The 16123-nt window shown below is 38.0% G+C and carries 13 protein-coding genes; 8 read left to right on the top strand and 5 right to left on the bottom strand.

Annotation, left to right across the window (positions count from 1 at the left end):
• Positions 1-15: 15 nt before the first annotated feature.
• The gene (locus ACHWSC_RS10765; protein ID WP_394676775.1) at positions 16-1215 is read left to right on the top strand and encodes a hypothetical protein; all 1200 of its coding nucleotides are present in this window, start codon (positions 16-18) and stop codon (positions 1213-1215) included.
• Between the two features lie 158 nt (positions 1216-1373).
• A complete protein-coding gene (locus tag ACHWSC_RS10760; RefSeq protein WP_394676774.1) occupies positions 1374-2882 on the top strand; it encodes a S41 family peptidase in 1509 nt (502 codons plus the stop codon).
• Between the two features lie 248 nt (positions 2883-3130).
• On the opposite strand, the gene ACHWSC_RS10755 is transcribed toward ACHWSC_RS10760, so the two are convergent.
• The 5 genes from ACHWSC_RS10755 to ACHWSC_RS10735 form a co-directional block, all read right to left on the bottom strand.
• On the bottom strand, positions 3131-4045 hold the full coding sequence (locus ACHWSC_RS10755; RefSeq protein WP_394676773.1) for a hypothetical protein: 915 nt from the start codon (positions 4043-4045) through the stop codon (positions 3131-3133).
• A gap of 180 nt (positions 4046-4225) precedes the next feature.
• Positions 4226-5854, bottom strand: a complete 1629-nt coding sequence (locus ACHWSC_RS10750) for an ABC transporter ATP-binding protein (protein WP_394676772.1) — start codon at positions 5852-5854, stop codon at positions 4226-4228.
• 81 nt (positions 5855-5935) lie between these two features.
• Entirely contained in the window at positions 5936-6205 is a 270-nt protein-coding gene (locus tag ACHWSC_RS10745; RefSeq protein WP_333887976.1) for a PqqD family protein, read from the bottom strand.
• A gap of 187 nt (positions 6206-6392) precedes the next feature.
• Entirely contained in the window at positions 6393-6851 is a 459-nt protein-coding gene (locus ACHWSC_RS10740) for a S24/S26 family peptidase (RefSeq protein WP_394676771.1), read from the bottom strand.
• Positions 6852-6854: 3 nt separating this feature from the next.
• Positions 6855-7766 (bottom strand): DUF5106 domain-containing protein, encoded by a 912-nt coding sequence (locus tag ACHWSC_RS10735; protein ID WP_394676770.1) that lies wholly within the window; start codon positions 7764-7766, stop codon positions 6855-6857.
• A 468-nt stretch (positions 7767-8234) separates the two neighbouring features.
• Here ACHWSC_RS10735 and gmd point away from each other — a divergent pair, with 468 nt between their 5' ends.
• From gmd to ACHWSC_RS10705, 6 genes are all read left to right on the top strand, one after another.
• Positions 8235-9347 carry a GDP-mannose 4,6-dehydratase gene (gene gmd / locus ACHWSC_RS10730; protein WP_394676769.1) on the top strand — a complete coding sequence of 371 codons (1113 nt, stop codon included), beginning with the start codon at positions 8235-8237 and terminating at the stop codon, positions 9345-9347.
• A complete protein-coding gene (locus ACHWSC_RS10725; RefSeq protein WP_394676768.1) occupies positions 9340-10266 on the top strand; it encodes a GDP-L-fucose synthase family protein in 927 nt (308 codons plus the stop codon). Before gmd ends, ACHWSC_RS10725 begins: the two co-directional genes overlap by 8 nt.
• A gap of 85 nt (positions 10267-10351) precedes the next feature.
• Positions 10352-12874, top strand: a complete 2523-nt coding sequence (locus ACHWSC_RS10720) for an SLBB domain-containing protein (RefSeq protein ID WP_394676767.1) — start codon at positions 10352-10354, stop codon at positions 12872-12874.
• A gap of 4 nt (positions 12875-12878) precedes the next feature.
• The gene (locus ACHWSC_RS10715) at positions 12879-13898 is read left to right on the top strand and encodes a lipopolysaccharide biosynthesis protein (protein WP_394676766.1); all 1020 of its coding nucleotides are present in this window, start codon (positions 12879-12881) and stop codon (positions 13896-13898) included.
• On the top strand, positions 13888-15210 hold the full coding sequence (locus ACHWSC_RS10710; protein WP_394676765.1) for an oligosaccharide flippase family protein: 1323 nt from the start codon (positions 13888-13890) through the stop codon (positions 15208-15210). Before ACHWSC_RS10715 ends, ACHWSC_RS10710 begins: the two co-directional genes overlap by 11 nt.
• A complete protein-coding gene (locus ACHWSC_RS10705; RefSeq protein WP_394676764.1) occupies positions 15170-16123 on the top strand; it encodes a hypothetical protein in 954 nt (317 codons plus the stop codon). The genes ACHWSC_RS10710 and ACHWSC_RS10705 overlap by 41 nt, the downstream gene beginning before the upstream one ends.

Here is a 16123-nt window from a genome sequence, read left to right as displayed (position 1 = left end):
ACATCATCAATAATCATGAAAAAAAATAGACTATTTGGCTATTGTGCATTAGCTGCACTGTTGATATCTTCTTGCAAAGATAGCCCTAATGTTCCTGATGTCACGGAGCCTGTTGAATCAAAATACGCTGTTTGGGTTGCAACAGCAAATGGATCGTATTTGTTAACAACTGACCAGATCATGAAAGATACGTTGTTATCGCCTGCGAATAATAAAGGTACAGATATTACTGCCTTTTTACCTCAAGCCCGTTATGCAGGCTATGCCTATGTCTTTAATGGTAATTATTATCTTTCCAATGACGGTACGCGTTTTAGCAAGCATCAATTGACAGATGCAGGGGAGTTTAAAGAAGTTGATAACTATGCGTTCCCTGGGTACTTCTATCTTGGGAAGGTGGCGAGCCAATTTAGTACAACAGACGAAATCGTATTTACATCAACAGGAGCGAGTGATGCAAACCTAGAGAAAAAGGTATTTGAAAAAGATATTTACTTTATGAATACCAAGGATATGACACTCAATAAAACCTTAAAAGCGCAGATCCCGACCTTGGATTACACAGTTTACAAAGCTGATGGTACTGTCGATCCGACTATACTTAATGTTACTAGTATGCGTGTGGGTGGGGGTAAAGCTTATTTTGGCTTTTATTATTACACTTTCGATTATAAACCTGTCAATACAAAAGCTTATGCCTACATCTGTGATTACCCAAGTATGGCAAATGGTCATATTATGAGTGACGATAGAGCGAGCTACGTTGCGGGGCACTGGCAGAGAGAAAATTATTCTTTCCTGGATGACAACAACAATCTTTACCTCTTGACACGTGGTAAAACAGATGGTACTTACGCGATTTTGCGCGTGAACAATGGCCAGACCGAATTTGATAAGAGCTATTTATATGATCTTAAAGACTATGCTGTCAAAGGAGGAGATTTAGCCTGGTTGGGTGATGGAAAAGCTTACATCAGACCATATGTTATTGATGTAGCGAATAAAAAAATTGTTGCAAACTTAGCAGAATTGACTGGTGGAGATCCAACGACTACCATCAACCTGATTCAAGACGGCAATCTCTATACCGCGGTGAAAACTCCAGCAGCGAAATGGTTTATCTATGAATACAATATTAAAAATAATAGTGTTAAAAAAGGAGCTGAAATAGATCCTGGGGTTACGCAGGTTTATCACATCAATAAATTAAAATAGCAATAGATTAATGGTTTTTAAAACTTTTTTATCTGTCGATTGTTATCACAACGTTTTTCAATAAGTAGTAAATACGCTGGCACTACCCCAAGGCCAGCGTGTTTTTTTATTGTATATCAACTTAAATTATTTATGTTTGTTTTACAAATGTTTCAACTATGAACTTAGCGCCATTAAAACAAACAGGACGTTTGGCTATCCTAGCACTGACTGGACTTTTAGTTTTCTCTTGTAAAAAGGATAGCCCTGAACCGGAGCCTGAACCCGAACCCGAACCAGTGGAGCGTACCGAAGCGCAGCTGATCAAGGATGATATCTACAAGTATTATAAGTTATATTCACTTTGGGACAAATCCATTCCTGATTATACCAGTGATCCTTCTCAATTCACCGATAAATATGGCTCAGCAGATTTGGTGCTTGACGCATTGAAGAAGATGACCCCAGCACATGCTTCTTATTCAAGTGGTGTATTGGACCGGTTTTCCTATATGGTTGGACTCGACGGTTATAACACCGGTGTAACTGCATCTGGCAGACTGAAAATGGATACGAATGATGGGTATGGCATCTATGTGCAACTGGGTACAGAAGATGGAAAAACAGCACAACCTATTATTTATTTTGTCGAGGGCGGATCTCCTGCCCAAAAAGCAGGTTTCAAACGCTCCGATTTTATTACTGCTGTCAACGGCGATTCTGATTACTCGATTGCTGTTACCTGTACGACGACTGGTTGTTCGATTAATGATGCAAGTGCCCGGGACAAAATGATGAATAAACTAAATGCCGCCTTGGATGCAGGTACACTTAAACTGCAAGTGAAACATCAGGACGGGACAACGAAGAGCGAAGATCTTACTTACGCTAATGGTTATACGATCAATCCAATTTATAAAGATGAGGTCTACACCTACAATGGCATTAGTGTCGGGTATTTGGCCCTGTCTTCGTTTGAAGAGATTGGCAGCAGTGCGACCAACAAAAAGAATATGGACGATGCCTTTGCGAAGTTTCAAACTGCTGGTATCAAGAGCCTGATTGTTGATCTGCGTTACAATGGTGGCGGTTACGTCGAATCCTCCGTTTATGTTGCCGATAAAATCGCTGGAACCATCGGCGCGGATAAGCGATTGATGTTGACCTATGATGTAAATGATTACATAAAAAATGATGCACAGCTCAGCAAGGAATTTGCAAATACCTATTTCAGCGGGAGCAGTAGTCTCAATCTGACTAAGGTTTACTTTCTTGTGAGCGAAGGTACTGCCTCAGCGGCAGAGATGTTGATCAATGTGCTCAAACCACATCTGACCGTCGAGGTGATCGCTTCGGGTACCCGAACCTACGGTAAGCCTGTAGGATTTTTTGAAGAAGTGATTCGTAATAAAGTCTCCTTTTGGCCAGTATCCTTTATGCTCCGCAATTCAAAAGGCGTATCTGAGTATTGGGACGGACTTAGTCCCGATAAAAGTAATGTTGATGATTATGTTTTTGTCGACTTTGGTGATAAGAAGGAGACGATGCTGGCTACGGCATTGAATGATGCTTTGCCCGGTATCACAACTAAGGCTGCATTAAGTACTGTGAGCAGCAAAAGCCGCCGAAGCATTAGCCAAGGGCTGGTCAATCCCCGTCCCGAGCGGGGCATGTTCAAGAAACGCTAACCAAAAAAAGCTATAAAAAAATCCCCCATCTGTCATCAAGACCTTTGGGGGATTTTTTTATAACTTTATTCGCCTTGTGTTCGTACTTTGTTCGGACAACGTTCGGAGCTGATCAATACGTGTAGTAACTTTGTGCAGATCCTGACCAGATAATTCCTGTTCAGGATCTGGTCAAGGTCTGTTGCATATTGGGTCAAAGTCTGTCCGCATCCGAAGCAGGTACGAACAAAGTACGAATCTGATCCCTTTTATTCGTTCGAAAAAAGATAAGAATGGCACAGTTCTGCCGCGGCAGCATCAGGCAAACATTTTAAGTAGCCAACAGAAACCTGAGCGATGATTTTTTCCAAAATGGTATTCATGTTGGAAAATAATTCCTTGTTCCAACGTATCGAAGTACAGCTTGGCAATACCGCGATAAAGCCTTTAAGTCCAGTTTGCCATTCGAACTCATTCTTAGGTGCCTGCTGTAAGCGAACAAACCCCTGCAATGGTAGTCGTTCATTTTTATAACAAGGCGTCTTGCCGCTCCAAGGTGTTCCATAAATTAATACGCCATCATCGGTTATTTGAATAGCTGGATTATCGTCGTTGAGTAAAGAGGTGTTTGGGATATGTTTTAACCAAAGGCGGCTATGTGTACTCTTACCGGTACCGCTCTTGCCTAAAAATGCTACACCTCTGCCTGCGTGGTTTGCAACAGAAGCATGGATCATGATGGTGTTATGCAATAGGCTGGCTTGCCCAAAGATCATCATCGCCATCCAGGTAATAACGCCACTCTGTTCATCCGCTGTGCTTGCAGGGACATAAAGTAAAGAACGTTCAAAGTTGCGGTCACTTTGGAGGTACCAAAGTCCATTGCCTTGTTCGTTGCTGATTGTTGTGATGAAAGTATCCTCTTTTTCATAAAAGCGAAATCGATCTCCCCATGCAATAGATTCGTCTGTCCGAAGTATACCCATATCCTCAGGTATCGGTGCTTTTGCTACACTGACAGTGATACTAATGTCTGTTTTGTCGGTGGGGGCTAGCCATTGGAAGTCGCGAAACGAAGGAAGAAGTTTGGTTAGCGGATAATCTGGAGGATGATTAAACTCCAGTATTAATTCCGCGATGCGGTAGCGTGTCTGGGATAATTCGGATGATGTCGTCAAATTCATGTTTAAATAATTATTTCGTGGGCTCGCCCGATTTGTCTTTTAAAAACTTGTTAGAAATTCAGACTTAAGTATTGGCCGGTCATTTCTTTTTATTTCATAGCTGTTGTCAGCTACTTCTTTTCATTTGTCTATTGTGCCGATATGCGTTTTATTGATCTACTATGTTTGTCCGTCCAATACTTAATCTAGATAAATACGTTGCTGACATTTTTCGGCCAGGTGTAGGTCATGTGTTACAAACAAGCAGATTTTGTGCTTTCCATGTTCCAATAATCGTTGAATTAACGTATCCGATGTCGTCTTATCCAATGCGGAAGTAACCTCATCGAAGAGCCATATGTCACCGTCGTGCATGAGTGCGCGTGCAATAGCAACGCGTTGTGCCTGCCCTTCCGATAGGCCGATGCCAGATTCACCGACGACCGTATCGATTCCGTCGGGTAGGTCAAATACAAATTCCGCACAAGCAAGCCAAAGTGCTTTTTGCATATCCATTGCCCCTTTTTCTTTCACATGAAGGAGTAAATTCTCACGAATGGTACCACTGAATAGTGAATTTCCCTGCGGAATATAAGCAAGGTTGATCCGATGGCTGGCCGTTAACTCTCTTTCACCATCCTTATCTAAAAGCGTAATTTGTCCTTTTTCTGCTTTAAGCAGTGCAAGCAGCAAACGGATCAATGTTGTTTTTCCTTTTCCACTCGGTCCGATAATAGCGGTGGGCTCACCCATCTTTAGGGAAAGATTTAAATTTTGTAACACCCATTTATCTTCATAACGGAAGGAGAGGTCGCTGATCCGAAGCTCCTGTGTCTCATGGAGACGCTGTTGTGTTACCTGGGGTTCGATTTCTCCTGCCTGCAACTCCAATAGCCGATCTGCAGATACCCGGAAGCGTACAAAGCCTGGTATATAAGCAATCAATGCGAGGATAGGCGATTGTATCCGTGCAACCAATTGTAGAAAAGCGGTCATTGTTCCGAATGAAATCTGCCCCGCTTGTAACCGATAGATCCCCCAGATAAAAGCGATTAAATAACCTGCATTCATCGCTACTTTCATGGCTCCCTGAGTGTATGTGGAGAAGTTGAGCTGGCGTATTTTCAACAATAATAATTGATGCTGACTCGCTAAGAGTTTCTCTCTTCTTTTTGGGAAGATGCCCATGGCCCGAATGAGGAGTCGAAAACGAAGATTTTCCTGCAGTACCTTTGAAAAGTTGCTTTCCTCTTCCTTGACTTCCTTGCTAAGCTTACGCATCTTGCGGAAATACAATTTTGAAAACACAAAAAGAGGGGATATGGCCAGGATCATCAGTGCCAGCATCGGGTCCATATACCAAAGAAAACCGACTGAGGCCAATAGCTGGATCGTGGTTAATATAAAAGACAAGAAGGTATTGGCGATGGTATTGGCGACTTCCTCACAGTCCGTCTGGATGCGGATCTGAATATCGCCAGTATGCCAGTTTTTGACTAATTGCCATATGGAGAGCATTTGCGCGTCGAGCATCGTTCGTTGGAGCTGGATCGTAAGCTTCAATTTGATCTGCTCCATCATGCGACCCGAATACCCCTTGATGCCTACATTTAAGGCAATACTTCCCACGATGCCAATAAGCAGCCATTTCAGTGGTAAATCCCCATGAGATGTGGCCGTGTCTACAGCCTTTTTTGACAGAAACACAAAAGCGAGGGAAAGGCCAATGCATATCAGTTCCAGTATGAAATAAAGGAACAGTTGGCTTCGGTATCCCTGGCTGATTGACAAAGCCCAGCGCAAGTGTTGCTTCAAGCTATTGTTATTCATTTCATACAATCAATTTGTTTATTAATTGCTATATGGAATATCCAGACGCTCTTCATTTAAAGTCTCGGTTTGAAATAATGGTTATTTTTCCAATAGGCCCTGTTTTTGGAAGTCTTGAAGAAGAATTTCTGCATCAGATTTTGCCTGTTCGATGTCCACGTCATAATTTTCACAAAGTAAATCAACGATAGTGTCAATCGTGAAATCTTTTCCTTTGAGCTGTTCCCACAACCATGCTGCAGAGCTATTCAAGGTATATACTGTTGATAGGTCAACCATATCTTGGCTAGGGTCCACAATCAAATGATCTGAACCAATTGTTCTCAAAACTAAATCCGATCTTAATTTCATATGTAAATAATGTGTTTTTTAATCGTTAAAAGAAGTATTCAAGGAATTTAAAACTTGCGTATGCTTTAAAGTTGGATGCTCCATATTGTAATTGTTATGCATAAAGTAAAGCATATTCTTTCAACTATATAAACGAATTTGTATGCTCTTTTTGTTCTTTTAAGTCAAAGTTAATGATTTTTTTGTCTCAGCGTTTCAATTTTGCGACAATGCGGCGAAGCAGACGGAGATGGTACCAGCCTAAACCCCGTAATCTTGTCCAGTTGCGGTTGATGTCGACGGCCTCTCCTCCGGTTTGCGGATAGTGCATATAACCGATAGCGATGATGTCTTTTGCTCCTACATATTCGCGGAGCAAAAGATTGCCATCTCCCGCCAATACATATTGGTTCTTTTTCTTGCCTACAAGCCTGTGGAACACAAATTTATCGTTGTCCTTGGCGAGTATATTACAGCCCAAAACTAAGGGTTCTCCCTGATATGCCCGCAGTAATACGGTGTCTCCGTCTTGGATAAACGGACGCATGCTTTTTCCCTTGACTCGTATGCGGACTTCCTTTCCTTCATTAAGAATGCGTTGTACCTCGGCAAAATAGTCTTCGTTTGAAATAACCCGTGTTTTGTTTGCGCTCGTGTTTTCAGACATCAGCTAGGAATTGGTTTTAACAAAATACGCAATGACTTGTTGTAAATAGGTGTCTTTTAATACTACTTTTTTGTTTTCATCCAAAAGATAAATCGTTGGCGAAGCCTTGAGGTCGTATAAGTTGAAAGACAATATTTTGCTTTCGCCGTCAAAACCGTTGATCCATTGATCCGCCAATTCAGATTGATAGTTTTTCCACTTTGTGCGATCTCCCCATGGGTCAATAGCGAGTACCTGTACTTGTAGCTGGGAAAAGAGCTGTACCAACTGAGGAGTATCGCGGAGCTGATGAATAGTTTCTTTGCAATGCGAGCAATCCGGATCGTAAAAGATCAAGAAGGTATATTTTGATTTTGTATCCGATAACTTTTGCTTTTTGCCATTCGCCAGTTCATAAGTAAAGTCTTCGGCAGTTTTTCCCTCTTTATTTCGAAGGACTAATTTATAAGTTGGTCTGTAGGCTTCTTTTTCAAGGTCTGAAAGCAAATCTGTTTTGATTAGGTAGCGCAAAATCGATTCGTACACAATATCATTACGCATGGGCGAATTGCCGTCGTATAGATAATGCTCATATTGTTTGATGAAATAATCAAAGCTTGTTCGATTGACTTTTGCCTTGTCCAACATAAGGTCAACTGCTTTATCCCTTGTGGTTGAATCAGGATTTTGTGATAGCAGTTGAATAAAATCGGCAAGCTGTTGTTCTCCTTTTTCCGGATTTTTAACTTGAGCAGTATCCTGCATATCAAATTTATCCCAAAAATGGAACAAAGTGCTATCTGCAGCGCTTAGCGATTTTTCGCTTTGGTGTGCCAGGTTGTTTTTCTGTTTTCCTTTTGTATTGTCTTTACAGGAACAATTGAAAAGTATAATCACGCTTAAGAATAATAAAAGTGCAATCGTAGCATTTTTCATAGAATTAATATTCCGATATAAAATAAGGTCAAAAAATAATACAAATTCGAATGCAATATAGTAAATGTTTTTTTTACTATTATTTTTCCATTTTTAATTTTTCATGCGAAAAGTGTCATCTGTAAGTAGTGGCTAGTTTCTTTAACAGTCGATAAATAATTTTCGTGTGAAGATTGAGTTATTGTATGTGTTTTAACTTGTTTTTTTAATGGTATTTATTTGTTTTCCTTTTTTTTTTGTGTTAAAAGAAAATTCTGCCTAGTTTTGCGCTTAAATTTCTCTACTTTAAATGTCTAATTAAAAAGATGCCCCAATAATTTGATTGCTAGCTTCTATTTAGTGTTTTGGTTAGAATTAACAAAAAAAGCTTTTTAAAGAAATATGTATGTTTTCAGAAAGAGAAAGATATAAATTACCTCTAATATAAAAAGTATTGAAAGTAATTTTATGGAATAGCATTTATAATTTATGAAGAGAGCACTAATTACAGGAATAACAGGTCAAGATGGAGCCTATTTAGCCGATTTTTTATTAAGCAAAGGTTATGAAGTTCATGGACTAAAGCGACGTAGTTCATCATTCAATACAGACAGGATAGATCACCTTTATCAAGATCCTCACGAGGATGAAGTGATGTTCAAATTACATTACGGAGATTTAAGTGATTCGACGAACCTCATACGAATAATACAGGAAGTTCAACCTGATGAGATTTACAATTTGGGGGCGATGAGCCACGTAAAAGTGAGTTTTGATACACCTGAGTATACTGCCAATGCAGATGGAATCGGCACCTTACGTCTATTGGAAGCTTTAAGGATTTTAGGACTGAAGGAAAAGACTCGAATTTATCAGGCATCTACATCGGAATTATACGGTTTAGTACAAGCCGTTCCTCAAAGTGAGACTACTCCATTTTATCCTCGTTCGCCTTATGCTGTGGCTAAACTCTATGCGTATTGGATTACGGTGAATTATAGAGAAGCTTATGGTATTTTCGCTTGCAATGGAATTCTTTTTAACCATGAAAGCCCATTGAGAGGCGAAACTTTTGTTACGAGGAAAATTACCCGTGCTGTTGCAAAGATAGCATTGGGGCTGCAAAACAAGGTGTATCTGGGAAATCTGGATGCTAAAAGAGACTGGGGGCATGCTAAGGATTATGTTGAGGCTATGTGGCTTATTCTTCAACAGGAATATCCTGAGGATTTTGTGATAGCAACCGGCATAACGACTACTGTAAGGGATTTTGTAAAGATGGCTTTTGCTGAAGTCGGGATAAAAGTGGAATTTAGGGGAGAAGGAATTCAAGAGGAAGGATACGTTGTCTCCTGTGAGCAGGAAGAATATTGTGTGCCTTGCGGACAGGTCGTTGTGGCTATCGACGCTAATTACTTTAGACCAACGGAAGTAGATCTATTAATTGGAGATCCATCTAAATCCAAGAAAAAATTAGGTTGGGAACCTAAATATAATTTGCAAGGACTTATTAAGGAGATGGTTGAAGCTGATTTAACGTTATTTCAAAAGGAAATTTTGTTGAAAAGCGCAGGATTCACTATTAAAAATCAACATGAATAAAACAAGTAAAATTTATGTTGCTGGACATCGTGGCATGGTTGGTTCTGCAATTGTTCGCGAGCTTAAGAGCAAAGGTTTTAATAATTTTCTTTTAAGAAGTTCTGCTGAATTAGATCTGAGAGATAGTTCTAAAGTTGCCGAATTTTTTGAAACAGAAGGTCCTGATTATGTTTTTTTGGCTGCGGCCAAGGTGGGGGGAATTGTTGCAAATAACAATCAACGCGCAGATTTTATATATGATAATATAATGATACAGAGTAATGTTATACAACAGTCATATAGATCTGGCGTCAAAAAATTAATGTTTTTAGGGTCATCTTGTATATATCCTAAATTGGCCCCCCAACCTCTTAAAGAAGAATATTTGATGACAGGTCTTCTAGAGCCGACAAATGAGCCCTATGCAATTGCAAAAATAGCAGGAATAAAAATGTGTGATGCATATAGAGCACAATATGGTTGTAATTTCATCTCTGTGATGCCAACGAATTTATACGGGCCACATGATAATTATGATTTAAATAATTCGCATGTATTACCAGCTATGTTAAGAAAGTTTATTCATGCGAAGAAAAATAAATTGCCTGAAGTTACTATTTGGGGTACTGGTACGCCTTTGCGAGAATTTCTCCATGCTGACGATTTGGCAAATGCATGTGTATATCTTATGGAAACCTATGACGAAGCCGGTGTTATAAATATAGGTGTAGGAAAAGATATCTCCATTTTAGATCTAGCCCATCTAGTTAAAGAAGTGGTTGGTTATGACGGTGAAATTGTCTTAGATCGTTCAAAACCAGATGGTACTCCTAGAAAATTAATGGATGTCTCAAAACTAAATGCGCTTGGGTGGTGCGCAAATATTTCTTTGGCTGATGGCTTGCGGAGCGTGTATAATGAGGTCAAAGACAAATTTTAATTCATATAATTAGGTTCTCCGGTACAATAGGATTCCTGTTTAATTAAATAGTTTTCGCTATTTTTGTTAGAAATATCAAATAATAATGAAGAAAATCTTTATGCTGATCTGGATAGTAGGCCTTATTGGCAACTTGCAAGCACAGATCAATCCTACTAATATTAAGATTGATGAACTAACTGATTCTCAAATAGAACAATATGTTAAGAGAGCTGAGCTGATGGGATATTCAGAAAATCAGTTAGATGGGTTTGCTCGAGCTCAAGGCGTGTCAGCAGTTGAAGTCCAAAAGCTTAAAGATCGCCTTCAAAAGATCAAAAAAGATAAACAGAAGTCTTCGGGATCAAATAATCAAAAGAATAACAACTTTTCGAATTCAAGAAATGTGAAAGGGGGGTATCAAGCGGATTCCTTAGACAAAAAGAAGGATCTGCGAGACTCTTTATCTATCGATGAAAAAGAACTTAAGATTTTCGGTTCGGATCTCTTTAAAAATAATACAATCACCTTCGAACCAGATCTTCGAATGGCAACGCCGAGTAATTATATAATTGGGCCGGATGATGAAATACTATTGGACATAAGTGGTGACAATGAAGCATCGTATAAGCTTCCAGTAAGTCCAGATGGGACGATCAAAGTTGAATATGTAGGACCAATTACTGTATCTGGGTTATCGATTGCCGCTGCGAAGAGTAAAATTGAACAACGCTTGAGTGGAACTTATACGGCAATTCATTCAGGAAGAACGCAGGTTAGTGTTACCATAGGCAATATTCGCACCATACGTGTTACTTTAACGGGTGCTGTCACAAAACCGGGAACTTATAGTCTACCATCTCTAGCAACCGTATTCAATGCGCTTTATGCATCTGGAGGGCCCAATAAAAATGGTACTTACCGTCAAATCCAAGTAATCCGGGGAAATCGTATTGTCAGTACCATTGATATTTATGATTTCCTGGCCAATGGTATACAGAAAGGCAATATACGTCTTCAGGATCAAGATATTATTCATATTCCTGTATATGGAGCACGTGTGCAATTTGAGGGGGAAGTAAAGCGACCAGCAATCTTCGAAACCGTAACAGGGGAATCGCTCACCGATATATTACGTTACGCGGGTGATTTTACGGAGAATGCCTATAATGCTAAGATCAAAGTTTTACAAACAACAGGCCGTGAACGTAGCGTGCAAGATATCTACGCCGATCAATTTGCAAACTATGTGCCAAAAGGTGGCGATCGATATATAGTTGAGCCTATCTTGGAACGGTTTTCGAATCGAGTGAGTGTTTTGGGGGCAGTATTTAGACCAGGAATCTTCGGCCTAGAACCAGGCATGACACTGAAGCAAGTTTTAGAAATGGCTGATGGTGTGCGTGAAGATGCTTTTTTGGAACGTGGTTTGATCAATCGGCTGAAAGCTGATAATACCTCCGAATTGATCAATTTCAATGTTCGTGAGATATTAAGCAGTATGGCACCTGATATTGTTTTAAAGAGAGAAGACAAAATTGAGATTGCTTCGATCTTTGATTTAAGAGAGGAATATAAGTTTACGGTTCAGGGAGAGGTTCGTTTTCCAGGTGATTTTCCTTTTGCAAGCAATGCTACATTAGGTGATATTATTCAGAAAGCGGGTGGATTTACAGAGGCGGCGAAAAATGCTCGTGTTGAGATTGCTAGAAGATTAAAAAATCTTGATGCCGCGGATCATCGCTCATCAACAACTATTTTAATAGACGTTAGAGATGGTGTTTTGACTGATCCAGCTATCATATTGGAACCTTATGATGTTATTTCCATTTTAGGGGATGCTGGTTTTCGGACTCAACGTCAAGTGAAAGTTGAAGGTGAAGTACTTTACCCAGGCTTTTATACCATTACTAGGGAAGATGAACGTATTTCAGATATTGTCAAACGAGCTGGAGGTTTGACACCCTATGCGTATACGGAAGGAGCATCGTTAAAACGCACTGGAATGTCTAAGCTGAAGGCGGAGGAGAAGAAAGAGAAAGAGCGTCTGAAAAGAGAACTGGAGAAGGATAGCCTAGAGGATGATGGCCGTAATAAGCAAAAAAATCAGCAAGATCAGGAATTTGATGATGAAAATGGGGACAATTCCAAAGCAAAAAATAAAGCGCTCGCGAAGGTTTCGCAGCAGGGAGTGTCGGCAGCCGATGTTGAGCCCAGCGATCTTGTAGGGATTGAGCTAAACAAAATACTCGAAAAACCTTACCAGCGCGGAGATTTATTGGTTTTGGATGGCGATATTATTATAGTACCAAAGGAATTAGAAACAGTTAAAGTCGTTGGTGAAGTATTGAATCCTAATAATGTGGTCTATATAAAAGGCAAAAACCTAAAATATTATATAAATCAGGCTGGCGGATTTACTGATAATGCGTTAAAAAAACGTGTATTTGTACAATATGCCAATGGAGCCGTCAAAGGAAAAGATAGTGGTTATCCAGACATTAAACCGGGAGCAGAAATCATAGTGCCTAAAAGAGCCCCAAGAGAAAAACTAAGCTCCCAAGCATGGATTGGAATAGGGACAGGTATCGCATCTACTTTAGCAATTATCATAAGTTTATTTAAGTAATCGCATGACGAAAGAAGTAACGTTCAAGGAATTTTTAAAAAGAACGATAATTTGGAGTAGGTATTTAATGAGGCATTGGTATCTATTATTGGGATTGGGTATTTTGGGGTCAGCTTGTGGTTTTTTTTATGCTCAATCCAAACAAATCACTTATTTGGCAACAACCACCTTTGTTTTAGAATCATCAGAAAATAGCGGCATGGGACTTTCGCAATACGCGGGAATAGCCTCTATGGTCGGAGTTGATTTAGGCGGTTCAGGTGGAGGAATTTTTCAAGGAGATAATATTATTGAATTATATAAATCTCGTAAAATGATCGAAGCAGCTTTAATGCTACCTTCTACTTCTGATACTTCTAAATTGTTGATGGATAGGTTTATAGATAATGAGAAGGACTTGGGGAAATGGAGTTCAGAAAAAAAATCAGCTGCAGGAGAGAGGGCTAAAGATTCTATTGTACTGGAGGCTGTATCCAGAATCAATCGAAAATATTTAAGTGTTGTAAAGCCAGACAAGAAGCTTTCTATCATAAAAGTAGACGTTAAGTTTAATGATGAAATTTTTGCAAAAGAGTTTAACGAAGGTTTAGTAAAAGAAGTTAACGATTTTTATATTAAGACGAAAACAAAAAAATCCCTTAATAATATTGCAATTTTACAACACAAGACCGATTCTGTCAGGGCAGTGATGAATGGGAATATAGCAACAACGGCAATAATCATTGATGCTACACCAAACTTAAATCCTACACGGCAGGCACAAAGGCTAGTACCTTCCCAAAAATCTCAATTCTCTGCTGAAACTAATAAGGCTATTTTAGAACATCTTATACAAAATTTAGAATTGGCAAAAATGAATTTGTTAAAAGAAGCCCCATTGATTCAGGTTGTCGATATTCCAATTTATCCATTGCAAATTTTCAAAGTTTCTAAGATAATGTGTATAGCATTCAGTTTCATATTCTTCGTTTTTTTTGGCGTGCTGTATCTTATTATAAAGAGGACATTAGCAGATGTTAAGTAAATATTTAAACACTATTGCCTTTGCATTTATTGACAATGTTTCAAAGGTATTATCAGTTTTGGTTGTTAATGCAATTATAGCGAGAATCCTTGATGTGTCTGCTTTTGGTCAATATAGTTATTATGTATTCTTATCATCCTTTTTTATAAGTATTTCAAAGTTTGGACTGGAAAATGTCATTCTGTTAGAATCTGCTAGATTAAAAAAGGATAAATTCCTGAATATATTAAACAGCAGTTTTGCATTGAGGGCAATTTTTGCCTTAGTTCTTTCTGTTATAGCTATTCTTCTTTATAATAGTTTAGCGATCCCTTTAAAATATATAGCCATAATTTCAATACCGCTTTTTTTGGGGATTTTTGATTTTTCGGAATTATATTTTTTAGCCAATCAAAAAAACAAAATCATCACAGTAGGAAAATTTTTGCTTTCGATTTTATCACTTTTATTGAGGATTGCAGTATTCTTTTTAGAACCTCAATATAGCTTTGAGATTCTGGTATTCCTATATATATTGGATTTTTTGTGCATAATGATTTTGCATTGTTATATGTTAAAAAAGGAAGGGCTTTTAATTCGGTTGAGTTATGTCAATAGAACTACACTTATAATGCTATCCCGTCGCGGAGCATTACTGCTAGGAGCAGGCATGTCTATTTTTATCATTATGCGTATAAATACTTTTTTTTTAGAAAAATATTGTACTTTTTATGATTTGGGAATTTATTCCCCTGCGATAAAAATATGTGAGTTGTCCAATGCTTTTATTATTCTTATTATCAATGTTTTGACTCCGTTGATTGTTAACGATAGTTTGCAAGAAATTCATAAAAAAGGAATTTATTCATTTTTATTTTGGACCAGCTTTTTATGTATTCTACCGATATTTATATTTTCCGAGTTTTTTCTGAAAATTCTTTTTGGGGAAAAATATGTGGCTGGCGTAAATATTCTGAGAATTACAGTGTTATCTATTCCTTTTGTTGCGCTAGGTATGCTTCAGGGGCGATTTTTTATAAATCAGATGAAAGATAGGCTTAATTTTTTTAGGATGATTATTAGTGCGATTTTTAGTTTGGTCGTTTCATTTATCTTAATTAAAGCATATGGGATTATCGGAGCAGCATATGCATATTTAATTAGCCAACTATTTACGAGTTTTATCGTAGATCTCTTTTTTAGAGAAACAATTAAAGATTTTAAAACAAAATTACTCTCAATAGTTGGATTAATAAGTATGATTGATCTAATGAAGTTAATTATAAAGCATTATGGGAAAAGAAGAAATGAAGATCTTGTTAATCGGGTATAATAGATTGGATCAAATTAAAGTCGTTTTGGATGCGATAAAAGACCTACCAAACACAGACAAATTTGTTTTTATAGATGGAGCTCGAAATGAGAACGATAGTCTGGTGCAGGAAAAGATGGTCGATTATCTTTTGTCTTGCGGAATAGCTGAAAATCAAATTGTGCGTCCAGAAAGAAATTTGGGCATCAATCATTCAATTCCACACGCTATAAAGGAGGTATTTAATAATACTGTTGCAGAAAATATCTTGATTTTGGAAGATGATTGTGTTCCTTCTTTAGAAAGTATCAATTTAATTAAAGACCCTTTACTCCAACAATGCTTGGATAAAGGAATAATTAGCTTAACAAATTATTTTGATTTTATTTCAAATACAAAAAATGCGAGTTACATCATTAATATTAAAATTCCTACAATATGGGGGTGGGTCGTTACGAAAAAGGTATGGGACAGAATAGATATTTTTTCAACCTATAAAACTTTGCCCAATATTGGTGAAATATTAAGAGGAACAAATATAATCTTGAATTTATTTTTTCTAATTAAATTATTGATTACACGAAGGTATCATACTAAGTTAGATAAAAATTGGGGTACATGGGATAATTATTTGGGGCTATCATGTCGAAGAAATAAGATTGATTGTTTTGTTCTTCCAATAAATGGTGTATCTAATATAGGTTATGTAGGAACAAATACAAATGATAGCCTCTCTAGCCGCAATTTTGATAGAAAGAGAAGTTTATTAAAGTCTTTTCATAAAAACTTGGTGGTTTCTTCAGGTATGAGAAGTGCTGCTTATTCTACTTTATTATCTATCGTTCAGTTTTTATCACCGACAATCAAGCTCTCGATTTTCTATATTACAACCATTTTTAATTTTAAGAAAGTAGAGGATAAAAATTATTTGTAA

The sequence above is a fragment of the uncultured Sphingobacterium sp. genome, assembly GCF_964277905.1.
Taxonomy (GTDB): Bacteria; Bacteroidota; Bacteroidia; order Sphingobacteriales; family Sphingobacteriaceae; genus Sphingobacterium; species Sphingobacterium siyangense.
This window is presented reverse-complemented; position numbering and strand designations above follow the sequence as displayed.

What these genes read in the sequence shown, in the direction of transcription:
- ACHWSC_RS10765 (WP_394676775.1), top strand. Translation starts at nt 16, where the DNA reads ATGAAAAAAAATAGACTATTTGGCTATTGTGCATTAGCTGCACTGTTG.
- ACHWSC_RS10760 (WP_394676774.1), top strand. Translation starts at nt 1,374, where the DNA reads ATGAACTTAGCGCCATTAAAACAAACAGGACGTTTGGCTATCCTAGCA.
- ACHWSC_RS10755 (WP_394676773.1), bottom strand. Translation starts at nt 4,045, where the DNA reads ATGAATTTGACGACATCATCCGAATTATCCCAGACACGCTACCGCATC.
- ACHWSC_RS10750 (WP_394676772.1), bottom strand. Translation starts at nt 5,854, where the DNA reads ATGAATAACAATAGCTTGAAGCAACACTTGCGCTGGGCTTTGTCAATC.
- ACHWSC_RS10745 (WP_333887976.1), bottom strand. Translation starts at nt 6,205, where the DNA reads ATGAAATTAAGATCGGATTTAGTTTTGAGAACAATTGGTTCAGATCAT.
- ACHWSC_RS10740 (WP_394676771.1), bottom strand. Translation starts at nt 6,851, where the DNA reads ATGTCTGAAAACACGAGCGCAAACAAAACACGGGTTATTTCAAACGAA.
- ACHWSC_RS10735 (WP_394676770.1), bottom strand. Translation starts at nt 7,766, where the DNA reads ATGAAAAATGCTACGATTGCACTTTTATTATTCTTAAGCGTGATTATA.
- gmd (WP_394676769.1), top strand. Translation starts at nt 8,235, where the DNA reads ATGAAGAGAGCACTAATTACAGGAATAACAGGTCAAGATGGAGCCTAT.
- ACHWSC_RS10725 (WP_394676768.1), top strand. Translation starts at nt 9,340, where the DNA reads ATGAATAAAACAAGTAAAATTTATGTTGCTGGACATCGTGGCATGGTT.
- ACHWSC_RS10720 (WP_394676767.1), top strand. Translation starts at nt 10,352, where the DNA reads ATGAAGAAAATCTTTATGCTGATCTGGATAGTAGGCCTTATTGGCAAC.
- ACHWSC_RS10715 (WP_394676766.1), top strand. Translation starts at nt 12,879, where the DNA reads ATGACGAAAGAAGTAACGTTCAAGGAATTTTTAAAAAGAACGATAATT.
- ACHWSC_RS10710 (WP_394676765.1), top strand. Translation starts at nt 13,888, where the DNA reads ATGTTAAGTAAATATTTAAACACTATTGCCTTTGCATTTATTGACAAT.
- ACHWSC_RS10705 (WP_394676764.1), top strand. Translation starts at nt 15,170, where the DNA reads ATGGGAAAAGAAGAAATGAAGATCTTGTTAATCGGGTATAATAGATTG.